This is a genomic window from Streptomyces boninensis (assembly GCF_048572725.1).
GTDB classification, from domain to species: Bacteria; Actinomycetota; Actinomycetes; order Streptomycetales; family Streptomycetaceae; genus Streptomyces; species Streptomyces boninensis.
Genome location: NZ_CP183837.1, coordinates 264,392 through 280,286 on the forward strand (window position 1 = coordinate 264,392; position 15,895 = coordinate 280,286).

General features: G+C 71.8%; 12 protein-coding genes. 3 read left to right on the forward strand and 9 right to left on the reverse strand.

Annotation, left to right across the window (positions count from 1 at the left end):
• Positions 1-54: 54 nt before the first annotated feature.
• From ACNNMR_RS01235 to ACNNMR_RS01250, 4 genes are read right to left on the reverse strand one after another with little or no spacing between them, the layout of a single operon-like run.
• Positions 55-924: a carbohydrate ABC transporter permease gene (locus tag ACNNMR_RS01235; RefSeq protein WP_419992585.1), complete on the reverse strand. Its 870-nt coding sequence runs from the start codon at positions 922-924 to the stop codon at positions 55-57.
• Positions 924-1,877 (reverse strand): carbohydrate ABC transporter permease, encoded by a 954-nt coding sequence (locus ACNNMR_RS01240; RefSeq protein WP_419992586.1) that lies wholly within the window; start codon positions 1,875-1,877, stop codon positions 924-926. The genes ACNNMR_RS01235 and ACNNMR_RS01240 overlap by 1 nt, the downstream gene beginning before the upstream one ends.
• A 24-nt stretch (positions 1,878-1,901) precedes the next feature.
• Positions 1,902-3,242: an extracellular solute-binding protein gene (locus ACNNMR_RS01245; RefSeq protein ID WP_419992587.1), complete on the reverse strand. Its 1,341-nt coding sequence runs from the start codon at positions 3,240-3,242 to the stop codon at positions 1,902-1,904.
• Between the two features lie 22 nt (positions 3,243-3,264).
• Positions 3,265-4,746 carry a sulfatase-like hydrolase/transferase gene (locus ACNNMR_RS01250; protein ID WP_419992588.1) on the reverse strand — a complete coding sequence of 494 codons (1,482 nt, stop codon included), beginning with the start codon at positions 4,744-4,746 and terminating at the stop codon, positions 3,265-3,267.
• Positions 4,747-4,953: 207 nt separating this feature from the next.
• On the opposite strand from ACNNMR_RS01250, the gene ACNNMR_RS01255 reads away from it, so the two are divergent.
• The gene (locus ACNNMR_RS01255) at positions 4,954-5,961 is read left to right on the forward strand and encodes a LacI family DNA-binding transcriptional regulator (RefSeq protein WP_419992589.1); all 1,008 of its coding nucleotides are present in this window, start codon (positions 4,954-4,956) and stop codon (positions 5,959-5,961) included.
• A gap of 31 nt (positions 5,962-5,992) precedes the next feature.
• Here the strand turns inward: ACNNMR_RS01255 and ACNNMR_RS01260 are convergent, their stop codons facing one another.
• On the reverse strand, positions 5,993-6,643 hold the full coding sequence (locus ACNNMR_RS01260) for a hypothetical protein (RefSeq protein WP_419992590.1): 651 nt from the start codon (positions 6,641-6,643) through the stop codon (positions 5,993-5,995).
• Positions 6,644-6,871: 228 nt separating this feature from the next.
• On the opposite strand from ACNNMR_RS01260, the gene ACNNMR_RS01265 reads away from it, so the two are divergent.
• Positions 6,872-9,100 carry a protein kinase domain-containing protein gene (locus ACNNMR_RS01265; RefSeq protein WP_419992591.1) on the forward strand — a complete coding sequence of 743 codons (2,229 nt, stop codon included), beginning with the start codon at positions 6,872-6,874 and terminating at the stop codon, positions 9,098-9,100.
• A gap of 47 nt (positions 9,101-9,147) precedes the next feature.
• On the opposite strand, the gene ACNNMR_RS01270 is transcribed toward ACNNMR_RS01265, so the two are convergent.
• From ACNNMR_RS01270 to ACNNMR_RS01285, 4 genes are read right to left on the reverse strand one after another with little or no spacing between them, the layout of a single operon-like run.
• Complete coding sequence (locus tag ACNNMR_RS01270; protein ID WP_419992592.1) at positions 9,148-11,082, reverse strand: glycogen debranching N-terminal domain-containing protein; 1,935 nt, start codon at positions 11,080-11,082, stop codon at positions 9,148-9,150.
• Entirely contained in the window at positions 11,079-12,413 is a 1,335-nt protein-coding gene (locus ACNNMR_RS01275) for an MGH1-like glycoside hydrolase domain-containing protein (protein ID WP_419992593.1), read from the reverse strand. The genes ACNNMR_RS01270 and ACNNMR_RS01275 overlap by 4 nt, the downstream gene beginning before the upstream one ends.
• Positions 12,410-13,210: a sugar phosphate isomerase/epimerase family protein gene (locus ACNNMR_RS01280; protein WP_419992594.1), complete on the reverse strand. Its 801-nt coding sequence runs from the start codon at positions 13,208-13,210 to the stop codon at positions 12,410-12,412. The genes ACNNMR_RS01275 and ACNNMR_RS01280 overlap by 4 nt, the downstream gene beginning before the upstream one ends.
• A 39-nt stretch (positions 13,211-13,249) precedes the next feature.
• The gene (locus tag ACNNMR_RS01285; protein ID WP_419992595.1) at positions 13,250-14,296 is read right to left on the reverse strand and encodes a zinc-dependent alcohol dehydrogenase; all 1,047 of its coding nucleotides are present in this window, start codon (positions 14,294-14,296) and stop codon (positions 13,250-13,252) included.
• 131 nt (positions 14,297-14,427) lie between these two features.
• Here ACNNMR_RS01285 and ACNNMR_RS01290 point away from each other — a divergent pair, with 131 nt between their 5' ends.
• Positions 14,428-15,831: an ABC transporter substrate-binding protein gene (locus ACNNMR_RS01290; protein ID WP_419992596.1), complete on the forward strand. Its 1,404-nt coding sequence runs from the start codon at positions 14,428-14,430 to the stop codon at positions 15,829-15,831.
• Positions 15,832-15,895: the final 64 nt, after the last annotated feature.

The following is a 15,895-nucleotide window of genomic DNA, read 5'->3' on the forward strand; positions in this document are numbered from 1 at the left end:
CTCCGTGGGTGTCGTAAAGGTGTCGGATACGGGCAGCGCGTGTGGTCGCCGGGCTCACTGACCGCCGAGGCCGGTGGTGGCCACCGACTTCACGATCTGGCGCTGGCTGATCATGAAGACCACGAGCAGCGGGATCGCGCCCAGCACGGCCGAGGCCATCTGCCGGGCGTACTGCACGCCGTACGAGTCCTTGATCGTCGCCAGGCCGACCGGCAGGGTCATCAGGTCGGGGTCGTTGGTGATGATGAACGGCCACAGGAAGTTGTTCCAGGCGCCGATGAAGACGAAGATCGAGACGGCCGCCAGGATCGGGCGGGACAGCGGCAGGATGACGTTCCAGAAGACCCGGAGGCTGCCCGCGCCGTCGATGCGGGCGGCGTCCTCCAGCTCCTGCGGGATGCCGTCGAAGAACCGCTTGAGGATGTACACCATCACCGGCGCCACCACCTGCGGCAGGATCACGGCCGCGTAGGTGTCGATGAGGTCCATGGCCATCATCTGCCGGAAGAGCGGCACGATGAGGATCTGCCCCGGCACCATGATGGCCGCGATCGTCAGCGCGTAGAGCGCCTTGCGGCCGCGGAAGAGGGTGCGGGAGAAGCCGTACGCCGCAAGCGCGGAGACCGCCACCGTCAGGGCCGTGACCGCGACCGAGATCAGCAGGCTGTTCAGCGCCCAGACGGGGATCTTCCCCTGCTCCAGGACATGCCGGTACGCGTCGAGCGTGAAGCCGCCCGCCGGGAACCAGGACGCGTCCGGCGAGGCGGCGTCCGCCTCGGACTTGAACGACGTGTCCACGGCCCACGCCAGCGGCAGCAGCCACAGGGCGGTCATCACGAGGAGCGCGGCGAGCACCCCCCAGCGGGCGCCGGCGCCGCTGCCGGCGGTGATGTTCGTACGGGGCGCAAAGCGGGTGGCAGCCATCAGTCCTGGTCCTCCTTGCGCGGGGAGAACTTCACCTGCGCCAGCGAGACGATCACGATCAGGGCGAAGAACAGGTTGGAGATCGCGGCCGCGTAGCCGAGGCGGTAGCCGGTGAAGCCGGTGTCGAAGACGTAGCCGAGGACGGAGCGGGTGGAGCCGTCGGGGCCGCCCTTGGTCAGCAGGTAGATCTGCTCGAAGACCTTCATGGAGTTCATCACCTGGAGCGCCGCGATCACGCCCGTGACGTGCCGCAGCTGCGGCAGTGTCACCGACCACAGCCGCCGCCAGGCGCCCGCGCCGTCGATGGAGGCGGCCTCGTGGAGGTGGTCGGGTATGCCCTGCAGGGCGGCCAGGTAGAGCAGGAAGTTGAAGCCCGCGTGCCACCACATGCTGGCCAGCGCGATCGACGCCATGGCCAGCTGCTTGTCGGTGAGCCAGCCGGCCTTCTCCATGCCGAAGGCGCCCAGGACCTGGTTGAACAGGCCCAGGTCAGGCTGGTACAGCCAGGTCCAGATCAGCGTCATGACGGCGACCGGCAGCAGATACGGCGCGAAGAACGACAGCCGCCACAGCCACTGGGCGGGCATGTGCGTATTCACCAGCAGCGCCATCGCCAGCGGCACTACGACCATCGGTACGCCCGCGAGCACGGTGTACACGACCGTGTTGCCGAGCGTCCGCCACACCTCGGGGTCGGTGAGGGCCTCGGCGTAGTTGCCGAAGCCGACGAGCTCGCCGTCGCCCTGCCCGGTCAGCGCCGCGTCGGTGAAGCTCATCCAGATCCCGTAGCCGATGGGCACGAGCAGGAAAAGCACGAAGAAGACCAGGAAAGGGACGACGAACGGGAAGCCGGAGCCGCCGGTGCGGCGCGGCCGCAGGCGCCACCGCGGGGGCGGCGCGTCCGGTGGCGCGGCGGCGCGGCTCACCGGCTCGCTGTGCTGAAGGGTGGACACGGATCTGTTCTCCTCTCAGGAGTCTCAGGAGCCGGCGATCGGATTGGGCTTGGCGAGCATGGCGTTCAGGCGGTCCGTCAGCCGGTCCACCGCGCGCTCCGGCTTGTCGCCGTCGACCATGGCCGTCTGCAGCGCCTCGCACATCTGCCGCTGGAACTCGGACCCGGCGCCGGTGAACCACGCCGCCGGATCCAGCAGCGGCTCCTCCCCCGCCGCCGCGTAATGCGCCTGCGGTACCAGCTCGCGGTAGGCCTTGGTCGCGGTGATCGGCCGGTAGGCGGGAATGTGGCCCGCCTTCGCCCAGGTGAGGCTCGCCTTGAGCAGCTCGGCGGCCCAGCGGTGGGTGAGCCGGCGGCGGCGTTCGTCGGGCTTGCCCTGGCGCGGCAGCACGAGGCTGTGGCTGTCGGCGTACGAGCGGGACTTGCCGAACACGCCGGGGAAGGGCGCGCCGTCGAGCGCCAGCCCCTTGACGGTGCCGAAGGTCTGCAGCTCCCACTCGCCGCTGAGGATCATCGGCGTCCGCCGCCCGGCGAACTGCGCGACCGCGGTGGGCGGGTCGTAGGTCCGGGAGTCGGGCCGGACGAGCTTCACCATGAAGTCGACGACCCGCACGGCGGTGTCCCGGTCGAGGTCCACCTTCTTGCCGCTCAGGTCGAAGGGGGCTCCGCTCTGCCCGTACAGCGCCCAGAACAGCCGCCACGCCTGCGCGTCGTCGTTGGTGTGGCCGTAGACCGGGCCGACGCCGAAGCGCTTTTTCAGCTTCGCCGCCGAGTCCAGGAATGCATCCGGGGAATCGAAGCCGGTCAGGCGGCCGTCGGCGTCGAGCAGCCCGGCCTGGTCCATCTTCTTGCGGTCGAAGTAGACGATGGACGGGTGGGTGTCGAGCGGCAGCGCGTAGAGCTTGCCGCTGTAGTGCCCGCGCCGCCAGATCGATGGGTCGAAGTCGTGCTCGGCGACCCCGTATTCGGCGAGAAGGCCGGTGTCCCAGGGCTCGAGCAGCCCGCCGGGCGCGTACCCCGCGAGCCGGCTCAGGTGCATGGCGGCGACCTCGGGCCCGCGCCCGCCGGCGGCGGCCATGCTGAGCTTGGTGTAGTACGGCGGGCCCCACTCCAGCACGGTCGCCTCGACGGTGGCGCCCGGTGTCTTCTTCACCGCCTCGGCGGTCATCTGCTTCATCAGGCCACCGGCGCCACCGGCGAAGAGGTTCCAGTAGCGCAGGGTGCCGGGTTCGGAGGCGGCGCCGGCCACCGCGCCGCAGCCGGCGGCCGCGCCGCCCAGCGCGACGGCGCCGAGCCCGGCCGCGGCGGCGCGGAGGACCGTGCGGCGGGGTGGTGGCGGTGCGGGGTCCCGGTCTTCGTGGTGCATTGCGGCTCCTCGTGACGGGGCTTCAGGCGGTCGTCGTGCGCCAGTTGTGGGCGGCGCGCCGCGGCGTGTACGCGGCCTGCGGCAGGTCGTCGTCGGTGCGGATGGTCCAGCGCAGCAGCGCCTCCGCGAGCTCGGCGCGAACGCCGGCGTGGTCCGGGTCGGCGGCCAGGTCGGTCAGCTCTGCGGGGTCGGCCTCGAGGTCGTACAGCTCGATCCGGCCCTCGCTGTCGCAGGTGAGCTTGTGGCGGCCGCGGCGGAGCATCTTCGTGTGGCCGCTCATGGTCACCGAGTTCAGCTCGTCGAAGGTCGGCCCGCCGTACGGGAAGTGCAGCTCGGGCCGATCCTCGGGCCCGTACGGGATCCCGCCGAAGCCGACCTCGGCGTACATCTCGGCGAACTCCCCGGCCGGGAACGCCTCCCCGGCCAGCAGCGGCGCGAGGCTGCGCCCCTGCACGCCGAGCGGGATTTCCTGCCCGGTGAGCTCGCACAGGGTGGGCAGCAGGTCGACCAGGCTGACGAGGCTGGTGTCGTCGTGCTGCGCGCGCACGCCGGGGCCGCTGATCCAGTACGGAATGCGCACCAGGACCTCCGGCAGCCCGGCGCCCTTGCGCTGCAGCCCGTACTCGCCGACGTAGTCGCCGTGGTCGGCGACGCCGATGAAGAGGGTGTTCTCGGCGAGCCCGGCGGCCTCCAGGTGCTCGGCGAAGCGGCGCACCTGGTCGTCGATGAGGCGGAGCATGCCGCAGTAGTTGGCGCGGTAGCGGCGCCACTGGTCGTCGTAGCCGGGCCGCTTGGCCTCGATCAGCCGCTGCAGCCAGGCCCAGTCGCCGCCCTTGGCGCGGGCCGCCTCGGGACCGGCGACGCGGTCGGGCAGCTCGTCCTCGGCGAAGAGGGAGAAGTACGGCTCGGGCACCTGGTAGGGGTTGTGCGGCTCGGGAAAGGACAGCCACATGAAGAAGGGCTGGTCGTCGTCGCGCCCCGGCCGCTCGTCCACCGCCTCGATGGCGTCCGAGACGATCCGGTACGGGAGCTGCGACTCGAGCGGGTGCGGGGTCGGCTCGGCCGCGACGCCGTGGTCGAGGTCGTCCAGCCAGGCGTCGAAGTCCTGCTCGGCTTCGGTGCGTTCACCGGGGCCCGAGACATGCCAGTACGGGGCGTTGAAGGAGTCGAAGTCCTTCTCCCCGCGGTACATGTGCGTCTTGCCCGCCAGGTGCAGCGAGTAGCCCGCGGCGCGCAGCACGTCCAGGAGGTCCTCGTCGTAGCGGGCGTGCTCGGTGGCGCTGTTCTGCCGTACGCCGTGGACCTTCGGGAAGCGGCCGGTGAGCAGGCTGGTGCGGGCCGGGGCGCAGGTGGGGTTCGGCGTATAGCCCTGGGTGAAGCGGGTGCCACGGGCGGCGAGCGCGTCGGTGAACGGCATGGTGTCCATGGGGAACCCGCTGCCCGCCGTGAAGCCGGCGCGCTGCTGGTCCGTCATCACCAGGACGATGTTCGGCCGTGAGTCCATGGTCGCTCGGGCCGCCTTTCAACGTTGTAATGGAAGCCGACAAGGCCGGACAGTACCTACGGCGGCGGCCGCGCACAAGGGGTTGGTTTTGACGTTGTAATCGGGCGTGCGGCGACTTCTACCTGCACCATTGCGCAAAGTGCCCGCTGACCAGTACAACGTTACGCACAAGCGCCTGAGGCGCCCTGGCCCGGAAAGGATGTCCGCATGCCGGAGAACATCGGCATCCGCCAGGTGGCCGCGCTGGCACAGGTGTCGGCCACGACGGTGTCCAATGTGCTGTCCGGCAACCGCCCGGTCAGCGACGCCACCCGGGAGCGGGTCAACTGGGCCATCGACCGGCTGGGTTACCGCCCCAACCTCTCCGCCCGCAATCTGCGGCTGCGCCGCTCCGGCCTGATCGCCATGGCCGTACCCGAGATCGACCGGCCCTACTTCGCCGAGCTCATCCGCCATGTCGTGCTGGCCGCCCGCGAGCGCGACTACACCGTCCTGATCGACCAGACCAGCGGCGAGCTCGACGCCGAACGCTTCGTCCTCGGCGGCCTGCACCCCGGCATGGTCGACGGCATCATCTTCAGCCCGCTCGGCATCCAGCGTTCCGAGTACGAGGCCGAGCGCGGCGGCACGCCGCTGGTGCTGCTCGGCGAGCAGATCACCGGCCCCGGCGTCGACCACGTGGGCATCGACGCCACCGCCGCCGCCGCGGACGCCACCACGCATCTGCTGAAGCAGGGGCGGCGCCGGATCGCGGCGATCGGCCACCAGGAACCGGCGGGCGGCGTCGGCACGGCGCCGCTGCGGACCGGGGGCTACCGCCAGGCGCTGGAGGCGGCCGGGGTGCCGTATGACCCCGCGCTCGTGGTCCCCGCCCGGCAGTACCTCCGCCAGGACGGCGCCCGGGCCATGGCCGCCCTGCTCGACCGCGGCGAGCGACCGGACGCTGTCTTCTGCTACACGGACCTGATGGCGCTCGGTGCGATCCACGTCCTGCACGAACGCGGCCTGCGGGTGCCGGAGGACGTGGCCGTCGTCGGCCACGACGACATCGACGAGGGCCGGTACAGCCACCCGACGCTGACCACGGTCTCACCAGACAAGGAGGCCATCGCCCGGGCCGCACTCGACGTGCTCTTCGACCGCATCACCGAGGGCACACGGGAGCCGCGCCAGGTCGTCATCCCGCACACCCTCACGGTGCGCGGCAGCGCCTGACGCGGCTTTCGTACTGCCGGCAGCACGGCCGTCAGGACCTGCGGCCGAGGGCGGTGCCGAGGACCACGATCCAGACGAGCAGCAGGGGCAGGGAGAGGAAGGCGAGGGGCGCGAGGGCGGCGAACAGGAGGACGTAACCGATGCCGGAGAGCACTATCGCGGCGGCGAGCGCCCAGCCGACCGCCAACTCCCAGCGGCGCAGCCACTTTTGCTCTCTGGCGGCGAGGCAGGTGGCCACGGCGAGGGCGGCGAAGGCGAACATCTTCACGCCATCGACCCGCTGGACGGTCTCCCAGAGCGTGGCCGTCGTGTCCGGCGACGCGGGGTCGGCGCCGGGGATCGCGATCAGTTCGAGCACGAGTTGCACGGCGGCGAGCGCGGCGGCGGCGAATCCGGCCCCGGCGGCGATACGGGCGGCGCGGCCGCCGACGCGGCGGGCCCGGCCGAGCAGGCCGACGGCGATGACGGCGACCGCGGCGGGAGCCAAGCCGTGGACGAGGACGGCTTGCGCAAAAGCCTGGGGCGCGTGGTCCGCGTAGGCGGTGGCGATCTCGGCGTTCGAGTCGCCGACCTCGGGCGTGGCGCCCCAGGCGGCGGCGATTCCGGCTATCCACGCGGCGGCGTGGACGAAGCCGGCGGTGCGCGGGGCGGCGGAGGTGGTGGCGGTGACGTTCGCGGTCATGGTGGGCTCCTCGGTAGCTACTCGGCCTGCGGCTAACGGCGTTAGCCCGACACAGACCACTCTGCAGCTAACAGCGTTAGCCGTCAACTCCCCGCGGAAGAAAGCGCGTTCGCGCCCCCTAAGATCCACCTGCAGACGTTGTTTTGACGGGCCCTGGTCAGGTATTAGTGACCTGCGGCGCGCAGGGGGAACGACGTAACACCGGTCGGAGGCCGAACGAATATGGGGATGCGGGACAGGGTTCTCGACGGGCGTTACCGTCTGCTCGAGCGGATCGGTTCCGGCGGCATGGGGACCGTATGGCGGGCCAAGGACGAGCGTCTCGCGCGGTACGTCGCGGTGAAGTTGCTGCGGCCCGCCCCGGACGCCAGCCCGGCCGGCGAGCCTGAGGCCGTCGAGCGCTTCCGCAGAGAGGCCCGCGCCGCGGCCGCGTTGAACAGCCCGTACATCGTGCCCGTGCACGACCTCGGCATGACCGACCTGGACGGCGCTCCCGTTCCGTACCTGGTGATGCAGCTCGTCGACGGCGGCACGCTGGCCGGGGTGCAGCGCGAGACCGGGCCGCTGCCCGTCGACCGGGCAGCCCGCATCGGCACGCAGATCTGCCGCGCCCTGCAGGCCTCGCACGCGGCGATGGTGGTGCACCGCGACATCAAGCCCGCCAACATCATGGTGGGGCCCGACGACGCGGTGAAGGTGATGGACTTCGGGATCGCGAAGTTCATCGAGGAGGTGACCGCGGCGGGTTACGTGACCGCCACCGGCGCCGCGCCCTTCGGGACGCCGCTGTACATGGCGCCCGAGCGGTTCCGCAGCGAGCCGGTCGAGGGCCGTACCGACATGTACTCGGTGGGCTGCGTCCTGTACGAACTGCTCACCGGCCGCCCGCCGTTCCACTCCGACTCCGGCCCCGCGCTGATCTACCAGCACCAGCACGACCCGCCAGCCTCGCCGCGGGAGCTGCGCCCCGGGGTGCCGGAGGAGCTCGCCGTGCTCGTGCTGCGGATGCTCGCCAAGACCCCGCAGGAGCGGCCGACCGCGGCCGAGGCGGTGACGCAGCTGGTGCGTTACGCGCAGCCCGGACAGCCCGCGCCGGAGGGCCGAATACCGCTGCCGCAGGACGCTCAGGGACCCCCGTCGCAGGCCAACCACCAGGCGCACTCCGGCCACCCCGCACAGTCCGGCCACCCAGGGCTGCCGCCTGTGCCTCCGTCGTTCGGCCCCGCGCCGACCACCACGCCCGCCGGGAGCTCCGGCCGGCGGGGGCGCGTCGTGGGCGCGTGGATCGCGGCCGGCGTGGCCGCCGCGGTGCTGGTGACGGCGGCGCTGATCGTCGACCCGTTCGGCGATGAGGAGTCGGCGGCCGGCGGCCGCGACGAGTATGTGATCGCCGTGGAGGGCGACTTCAACGGCGAGGGCAAGAAGGACGCCGTCACGGTCGCCAACAGCGTGAAGATGGCGGTCGACGACATCAACCGCAAGGACAAGCTCCCGGTCCAGCTGAAGGTCCGGCGGGTCGACGACTTCGGGTCAAAGGGCGGCGCCACCCAGGTCGCCGAGAAGCTCGTCAAGGACGACGACGTGATCGCCGTCGTCGGCCCGGCCACCGCCCCCGACGAGGGCATGATGACCAAGGCCTCGCAGCTCTACGCCGAACACGACCTGCTCCTGCTCAGCACCTGGGTGCGGCTCACCGGCGACCTCGGCTCGTCCACCTTCCAGACCATGGGCAACCCCGGCTCGTACAGCGACCAGCTGGTCCGCTACCTCAACCGACTCTCCGACCGCCGCGGCGGCCCTCAGGACATCGCCTTCGTCTCGGACGAACAGGACTTCAACATCGAGCGCGCGCAGGAGCTGCTGGAGTCCGGCACCGGCTACTACGCCGGGGCCTTCTCCTTCAACACGGACACGGAGCTGCGGGACGTCGTCCAGCAGCTCCGCTCCGAGGGCTACGACGCGGTGCATTTCACCGGCCCCGACGAAGAGTTCGCGCGGCTCGACAAGCAGCTGGCGGCCTCCCGCTTCAGCGGCATCCGCATCACCGACCGCGACTACCTCGGCGACGACTACAAGGTGAAGGCCCCCTGGCTGGTCGTCCGCGAGTACTGCGACTGGCTGGACTCCTTCGACCCGCTGTACGAGCGGCAGTTCAAGGGCAAGGCGGTGCTCGGCGGCATCGAGTCGTACGACTCCGGCGCGGTGGTGGCCGAGGCCGTACGGAAGACGAAGGACGCGGCGGACACGGAGGCGGCGCGCCGCACCGTCACCAAGTCCTTCGACACGCTCAAGCACAAGGGCCTGTGCAACAAGGACATGCGCTACGGCCGCGACGGCTTCCTGGTCAACCCGGCGATGTTCGCGGACGTGTACGAGAAGGGCGCCGACGAGGGCGAGGAGCTCGGCGACCTGGACGGCACGGACGCGCGCGAGGTGGACTTCGGCACGCTGAAGTGAACCCCGACCGGGGACGGCGGGTGTCAGGCCCCGCCGCCCCCGGAGTCTCAGTGGCCGCCCGTGAGCGCCGTCAGCAGCGCCAGGGGCGTCGCCGCCGCCCATGCCTGTGGGGAGCAGGAGTGGGGGTACGGGACGGGCTTCGCCGATTCCGTACGGCCGTAACCCGCGAGCACCTCCGGCAGCCGCCACCCGTGCTGCGCCGCGGCGCCGAGCAGGCCCTTGGCCAGCGTTGCCGTCTCCTCATGGAGCCCGTAGCGGGCGAGGCCCAGCGCGATCACCGCATTGTCGTGCGGCCAGCAGCTTCCCCGGTGATACGACAGCGGGTGGTACGGGGACTGGCCCGCCGCCAGGGTGCGGATGGCCCAGCCCGAGAAGAAGTCGTCCCGCAGCAGCCTGCGCCCGACCCGCTGACCGGGCTCGGCGTCGAGGATGCCGGACCACAGCAGGTGGCCCGCGTCCGAGGCCAGCGCATCGACCCGGCGGCCGTCGCCGTCCAGCGCCAGCGCCGGGAAGTCCGCTTCCGGCAGCCAGAAGTCCCGTACGAAACGGGCCCGCAGCTCCGCGGCGACCGCCGTCAGCCGGTCCGCGTACGCCGGGTCGTACCAGACCTCGCGGGCCAGCTCCGCCGTGCGGGTCAGGGCGTCGTACGCGTATCCCTGCGCCTCCGCGACCGCGATCGGGCCGGTGGCCTGGGTGCCGTCCGCGAAGCAGATCGCGCCCTCGGAGTCCTTCCAGTTCTGGTTGGCCAGGCCGTTCGGGTCAGGTGTGTAGACGAGCCAGCCGTGTTCGGTGAGGCCGCCGTCGCCCAGCATCCAGTCCACCGCGGCGCGCGCGTGCGTCTCCAGGCGGGCGGCGAGCTCGCGGTGGGCGTGCAGCAGGACCAGGAAGAGCGGGGTGGCGTCGACGGAGCCGTAGTAGCGGCCGTACGGCACCTGGCGGAAGTGGGCCAGCTCGCCGTGCCTGACCTCGTGCACGATGCGCCCGGGCTGCTCGCCGCGGAAGGCGTCGTAGGCCGTGCCCTGGGTGGCGGCCAACGCCAGCAGCGTGTGCTCAGCCAGGGCGGGCCGGTAGGGCAGGGCGAAGAGCGAAGTGAGGAGGGAGTCGCGGCCGAAGAGGGTGAGGAACCAGGGGATGCCTGCCGCCGGGACGCGCAGCGACTCGCCGTCCGGACCTGCGGCGTGCACCCGGAGCGAGGCCAGGTCGGCGAGGCCCTGCGCGCAGGCGCGGGCGAGTGCTTCGCGCTCGGGCAGGGATTGGGGCATTGCCGGGGCGGATGCCGTGAATTCGGCACTGTCCGCCGCCTGTTCCGCTGCCGCCTGCGATGGCGTCGTCGCCTGAGCCGGCGCCGCGCCGTCGTGCGCGCGTGCCTCTGCGCGCAGCGCGAGCTCGGCCGTGCCGTGCGGTGGCAGCGCCAGCCCCCACGTCAGGCGGCGCGCGCCGTCCTCCGTCGTCGCCACCTCGTCCGGCGCCGGTACGGAGGTGACCGTCGTACGGGACCGCCACGCACCTCGCTCGTACGTGAACTCCACCCCGTCCGCCAGCACTTCCGCCGTACGGGGCACGTCCCCCTTCTCGTACGCCCGGCCGTCCGCCCGCAGCTCGAACTGGTCCGCAAAATCCGCGTCCACCGTCAGCTCCAGCCGCGCCGTGACCGCCACGGGACGGTTGCTGACCAGCCGCAGCCGCTCCAGCAGCACCCCGGACGCCACGGCCTGCTCACGGAAGACCGTGTAGCCCGCGGGTTCGTCCCGGCTGCCCTGCGGCATGAGCACGCACGCCGCCGGCGCCGCGCCGTCCGTCGCCGGGACCAGCGCCGCCGGCTCCGCCCCGTCCACCCGCAGCTCCCAGCGGCTGAGGTGCCGGGCGTCGCGCAGGAACAGCCCGTCCGGGCTCGTACCGCCGCGTCCGGTGATCCCACCACCGGCGGTAAGCGCCGCGAAGGTGCCGTCCCGGACCAGCAGCACCAGCTCCGCGCCGCTCATCGCCCGGCCTCCGCCGCCAGGTCGAGTGCCAGCGCCGCCGTCCAGCTGAAGTCGCGGGTGCCGCGCCCCTCCCCCGTGTACGGGTCGGTGTACTCGGCGAAGCCGGAAGCCGCCGCGCCGGCCAGCACCGCCTGGCGCAGGGCGTCCGCCCGCCGGGTCGCGCCGTGCAGGCGCAGGCCGCGCTCGATGAGCCAGGCGGTGTTGAACCAGGCCGGGCCGCGCCAGTAGCGCGCCGCGTCGAAGGCCCAGCCCTTGAGGTCGTACGAAGGGATCAGGGGAAGCTCGCCGAGCCGGAAGTGCTCCCCGGACAGCGTCCGCTGGAGCTCGGCCACGACGTGCCCCGGCAGCCCGGGCACGATCAGCGGGAGCAGGCCGGAGACGCTGCGCTCGTCGATGAGCGCGTCCGCGACCAGGTCGCGGCAGCGGAAGATCTCCGCCTCCGGGTCCCACAGCCGGGCGACCAGGGCCGTCGTCAGCCGCTCGGCGCGGGACCAGTGCGCCGCCGGGTCGGCGCCGAGCACGGCGGCGATCTCGGCGAGGGCGTACTCGGAGGCGATCAGCAGCGCGTTGGCGCCCGGGTCCTCGACCGCGAAGGCGTGGCCGGTGTCGGCGTAGCCACGGTCGCGGTAGTCGGCGGCGAGGCGCACGTAGCGGCTGTAGTCGAGGTCGGTCGGGCGGTCGGCGGCGGCGCCGTGGTCGAGGTCGGCGCGGCGGAAGGAGCCGGGCGGGGCGGGTTCGATGCGGGACAGCGGGGCGTCCCAGCAGGGGCTGTTGTCCATGCCGGGTTCCCACGGGTGCACGTTCGCCGTAAGACCTGACCCGCCGAGGTCGCGGCTGGTGGTGAGGTAGTCGTGCCAGGCCGCCAGGCGCGGGTAGACGCGGGCGAGGAAGCCGCGCCGGGCCGAGGCGTCCGGGTCCGCCTGGTGCACCAGCCATGCGGCGAGCGCGTGCACGGGCGGCTGCACGATGCCGGAGGTCTCGGTGAAGGCGGGTGCGCCGGCGGCGGCGCCCGCGGTCGAGGAGCGCCAGAAGTCGGGGCTGGGGAAGTACGCGCCGTTCGGCACGGTGGGGTTGAAGACGATGTGCGGGATGCGGCCGTCGCCCCACTGGGCGCCGAGCAGCGTCTCCAGCTCGCGCTGGGCGCGGCGCACCGAGAGGTGCCGCAGGCCGATGGCGATGAAGGCCGAGTCCCAGCTCCACTGGTGCGGGTAGAGGGTGCGGGAGGGGACGGTGGCCGGGCCGGTCCAGTTGCGCAGCAGTACGGCGGCGGCGTCGCGTTGCAACTGAGCCACATCGACAGTGGTCGGCGGGGCGGGCAGGATCGCCGTCACGCGCCCATCCTTCGCAGGAAGGCGGGCACCGAGCGGACGGCCTCGGCCGCATCGCCGGTCAGCCGGCACTCGGCGGCCAGCCAGCCGTCGTAGCCCGCCGCCTTGAGCGCGCCGATCCAGGACTGCCAGTCGAGGTGTCCGGCGCCGGGCTGGAAGCGGTTGGAGTCGGAGACCTGGGCGTGGCCGATCCAGGCGGCGTTGGCCAGGATCGCGGCGGCCGGGTCGGCCTCCTCGATGTTCATGTGGTAGCTGTCGATGCCGATACGGACCGAGTCGAGGCCGACTGTACGGATCAACTCCGCCGCCTGGTCGAGGCGGTTGACCATGTGGTCCTCGTAGCGGTTGAGCGGCTCCAGGTAGAGCGTCACGCCCTCACCCTTGGCGTGCTCGCCGAGCTCGGCGAGGCCCGACAGCAGCACGTCGCGGTCCGCCTCCTCGGAGCGCGGCGGCTCGAAGGGCGGCAGCCGGCGGGAGAACATCCCGTACGAGGCCGGGGTCTGCGCCCCCAGCCCGCCGATCTCGGCGATGACCGACAGCTGCGACTTCAGCTGCTCGATCGCGTCGCGGCGCTGCTCCTCGTCGAAGGCGGCGAAGAAGTGCAGCATCTCCACGCACACCGTCGGCATCACGACGCCGTCGGCGAGGGCCCGCTTCAGCTCCGGCAGCCGGCCGCGGAAGTGGAAGTCGCCCTTGGCGCGCAGCTCGATCCCGTCGTAGCCGGCCGCCTGCGCGAACTCCCACTTCTCCTGGAGGGTCGCGCCGGGCAGCAGCTGTTCCTGGGCAGCGGTCTTGAGCATGGTGGTACGGGTCGCCTCTCTGTGGCGGTGACGGCAGGGTCAGAATTCCAGGACGATCTGCAGCGCGTCCGCGGGGCGTTCGTCCAGCAGAACGTAGGCGTCGGTGGCCTCGGCGACCGGCAGCACGTGACTGACCAGGGACGTGACGTCCACACGGCCGGCGGCGGCCAGCGCGAGGAAGGTCTGCTGCAGGCGCTCGACGCTCCAGCGTCCCGCCAGGTGCGGCGGCGCGCCGCCGATCTGGGAGGAGATCAGCTGGACGCGGTTGTGGTGGAACTCGTCGCCCAGCCGCAGCCCGTTGCCGTCGCCCTGGTAGAAGCCGGAGGCCACCACCTTGCCGTCGACGGCGACCGAGCGCAGCGCCTCGTGCAGCGCCGGGTAGACGCCGCTGATCTCGATGGCGGTGTCGGCGCCGCGGCCGCCGGTGGCCTCCCGTATCCGCTCGGCGACGCTGTCCGTACGGGCGTTGAGGGTGCGGGCGGCGCCGTACTTGCCGGCCCACTCCAGGCGGTTGTCGAGCGCGTCGACGGCCGTGACGGTGGCGCCGCTGAGCTCGGCGAGGCGGGTGGTGAGCAGGCCGATCACGCCCTGGCCGAAGACGGCGACGTCCTCGCCGAGGTTGATGCCCGCGGCGAGCACCGCGTTGTACGCGATCGCGCCGACCCGGGCGAAGGCGCCGGCGAGGGGTTCGAGGCCCGCGGGGAGGGTGTGGCCGACCATGCGCCCGGCCGGGACGATGCCCTCGCTGCGGTGGCCCCAGATGCCCCAGACCAGGTCGCCGACGGCGGGCATGCCCGGGGTGCCGACGAGCTCCGGGGAGACCTCCGTGACCTCGCCGACCTCGGAGTAGCCCCAGCCGGCGACCGGGTACTCCATGCCGGCCGCGCCCTCGCGGAACAGCCGGGCGTCCTGGTCCCAGGTGCGGGTCAGATACGGGTTCGTGCCGCGGTAGGCGGTGAGCTCGGTGCCGGCCGAGATGCCCGAGTAGCGGGTGCGGACGCGCAGGTGCCCGGCGGGCAGCGGCGCGCTCTCGTGCTCGGCGACTTCGACCTGGCGGGGGCCGGTGAACTGGACGACGCGTTCCACGTGGTGGCTCCGGTGGTGGGGTGCAGGTAAACCGCTTATGAAGAAGGTATCTCACACTTATGTCTTGTCAACAAGCAAAAGTGGTGGTGAGATGCAGGTCGACAAGGCCTAAGTGCGGTAAGGATCACGACATGCGAATGCGGTTCCTGCGGTCGAGGACGACCGCGGCCCTGCTCGCCGCCACGCTCGGCGCGGGCGCGCTGGCCGGGTGCGGCGCCGACACCGGCCCGGCGAAAGCGGACAAGAAGATCACGGTGTGGTCCGAGGAGAACCTGACGGACCGCGTCGCGCACACCAACAAGATCATCGACCGGTTCGAGAAGGACACCGGGATCGAGGTCGAGCTGGTCGGCGTGGACGAGAACCAGCTGCCGCAGCTGATCATGTCCGCCGCAGCCTCCGGCAAGCTTCCCGACGTCCTGGGCGCGGTCCCGCTCGGCCAGGCCTGGCAGATGTACAGCAACGACCTGCTGAACACGAAGATCCCGGCGGAGGTGGTCGACGGCCTCGGCAAGGACACCTTCAACGCCAACGCCCTGAAGCTCACCTCCGACGGCGGCACCCGGCTCGGCGTCCCCTCCGACGCCTGGCTGCAGCTGCTCCTCTACCGCAAGGACCTGCTCGCCAAGCAGGGCCTGGAGGTCCCCGACACCTTCGGCAAGCTCCTCAAGGCCGCCGACGGCCTCGACACCAAGGGCCGCGACGGCATCTCCGCCGCCACCGACCCGGCCGACGTCTTCACCCAGCAGTCCTTCGAGAACCTCGCCCTCGCCAACGGCTGCGACCTGGTCGACGACGCCGGGAAGGTGAGCCTGGACTCCCCCGCCTGCGAGCGGACCTTCAGCACGTACGACACCCTCGCCCGCGAACACGGCGCCCCTGGCACGCAGACCGTGGATACCACCCGGGCCACCTACTTCTCCGGCCGCTCCTCGATGATGATCTGGTCCTCGTTCGTCCTGGACGAGCTGGCCTCGCTCCGCAAGGACGCGCTGCCCAGCTGCCCGGAGTGCAAGAAGGACCCGGAGTTCCTCGCCGACAACACGGGGATCGTGACCGCGCTCAAGGGTCCTGACGGCAAGGAGCCCGCCCAGTTCGGCGAGATCACGTCCTGGCTGACGACCAAGACCGCCGAGTCCGACGCCTCGAAGCAGTTCATCCAGTACATGATGGGCGCCGGCTACGAGGACTGGTTCGGCATGGCGCCCGAGGGCAAGATCCCGGTCCGCGAGGGCACCGCCGCCGCACCGGACAAGTACCTCGACGCCTGGCGGTCCAGCGACATGGGCGTCGACAAGCGCAAGCCCCTGGACCAGATCTTCTCCGACGAGCTGCTCGACCAGCTCGCCGACGGCGTCAGCAACATGCAGCGCTGGGGCATCGACCAGGGCGAGGGCGCCCTCGTCGGCGCCACCAACGGCGAGCTCCCCGTGGCCAAGGCCATCGGCGCCCTGACCAGCGGCCAGATCCCGCCACGACAGGCCGCGAGCGACGCCCAGGAAGAAGTCGCCGCCCTCAAGCAGTCCCTTGAATAGCCGGCCGGCCCCGCATCGCTTCCTCGAGGTACGTAACCCATGACCACAACGCAGCGCCGGGCGA

Excerpts from the sequence above, each read along its gene's own strand:
- ACNNMR_RS01235 (WP_419992585.1), bottom strand. The coding sequence starts at position 924 with ATGGCTGCCACCCGCTTTGCGCCCCGTACGAACATCACCGCCGGCAGC.
- ACNNMR_RS01245 (WP_419992587.1), bottom strand. The coding sequence starts at position 3,242 with ATGCACCACGAAGACCGGGACCCCGCACCGCCACCACCCCGCCGCACG.
- ACNNMR_RS01250 (WP_419992588.1), bottom strand. The coding sequence starts at position 4,746 with ATGGACTCACGGCCGAACATCGTCCTGGTGATGACGGACCAGCAGCGC.
- ACNNMR_RS01255 (WP_419992589.1), top strand. The coding sequence starts at position 4,954 with ATGCCGGAGAACATCGGCATCCGCCAGGTGGCCGCGCTGGCACAGGTG.
- ACNNMR_RS01260 (WP_419992590.1), bottom strand. The coding sequence starts at position 6,643 with ATGACCGCGAACGTCACCGCCACCACCTCCGCCGCCCCGCGCACCGCC.
- ACNNMR_RS01265 (WP_419992591.1), top strand. The coding sequence starts at position 6,872 with ATGCGGGACAGGGTTCTCGACGGGCGTTACCGTCTGCTCGAGCGGATC.
- ACNNMR_RS01270 (WP_419992592.1), bottom strand. The coding sequence starts at position 11,082 with ATGAGCGGCGCGGAGCTGGTGCTGCTGGTCCGGGACGGCACCTTCGCG.
- ACNNMR_RS01280 (WP_419992594.1), bottom strand. The coding sequence starts at position 13,210 with ATGCTCAAGACCGCTGCCCAGGAACAGCTGCTGCCCGGCGCGACCCTC.
- ACNNMR_RS01290 (WP_419992596.1), top strand. The coding sequence starts at position 14,428 with ATGCGAATGCGGTTCCTGCGGTCGAGGACGACCGCGGCCCTGCTCGCC.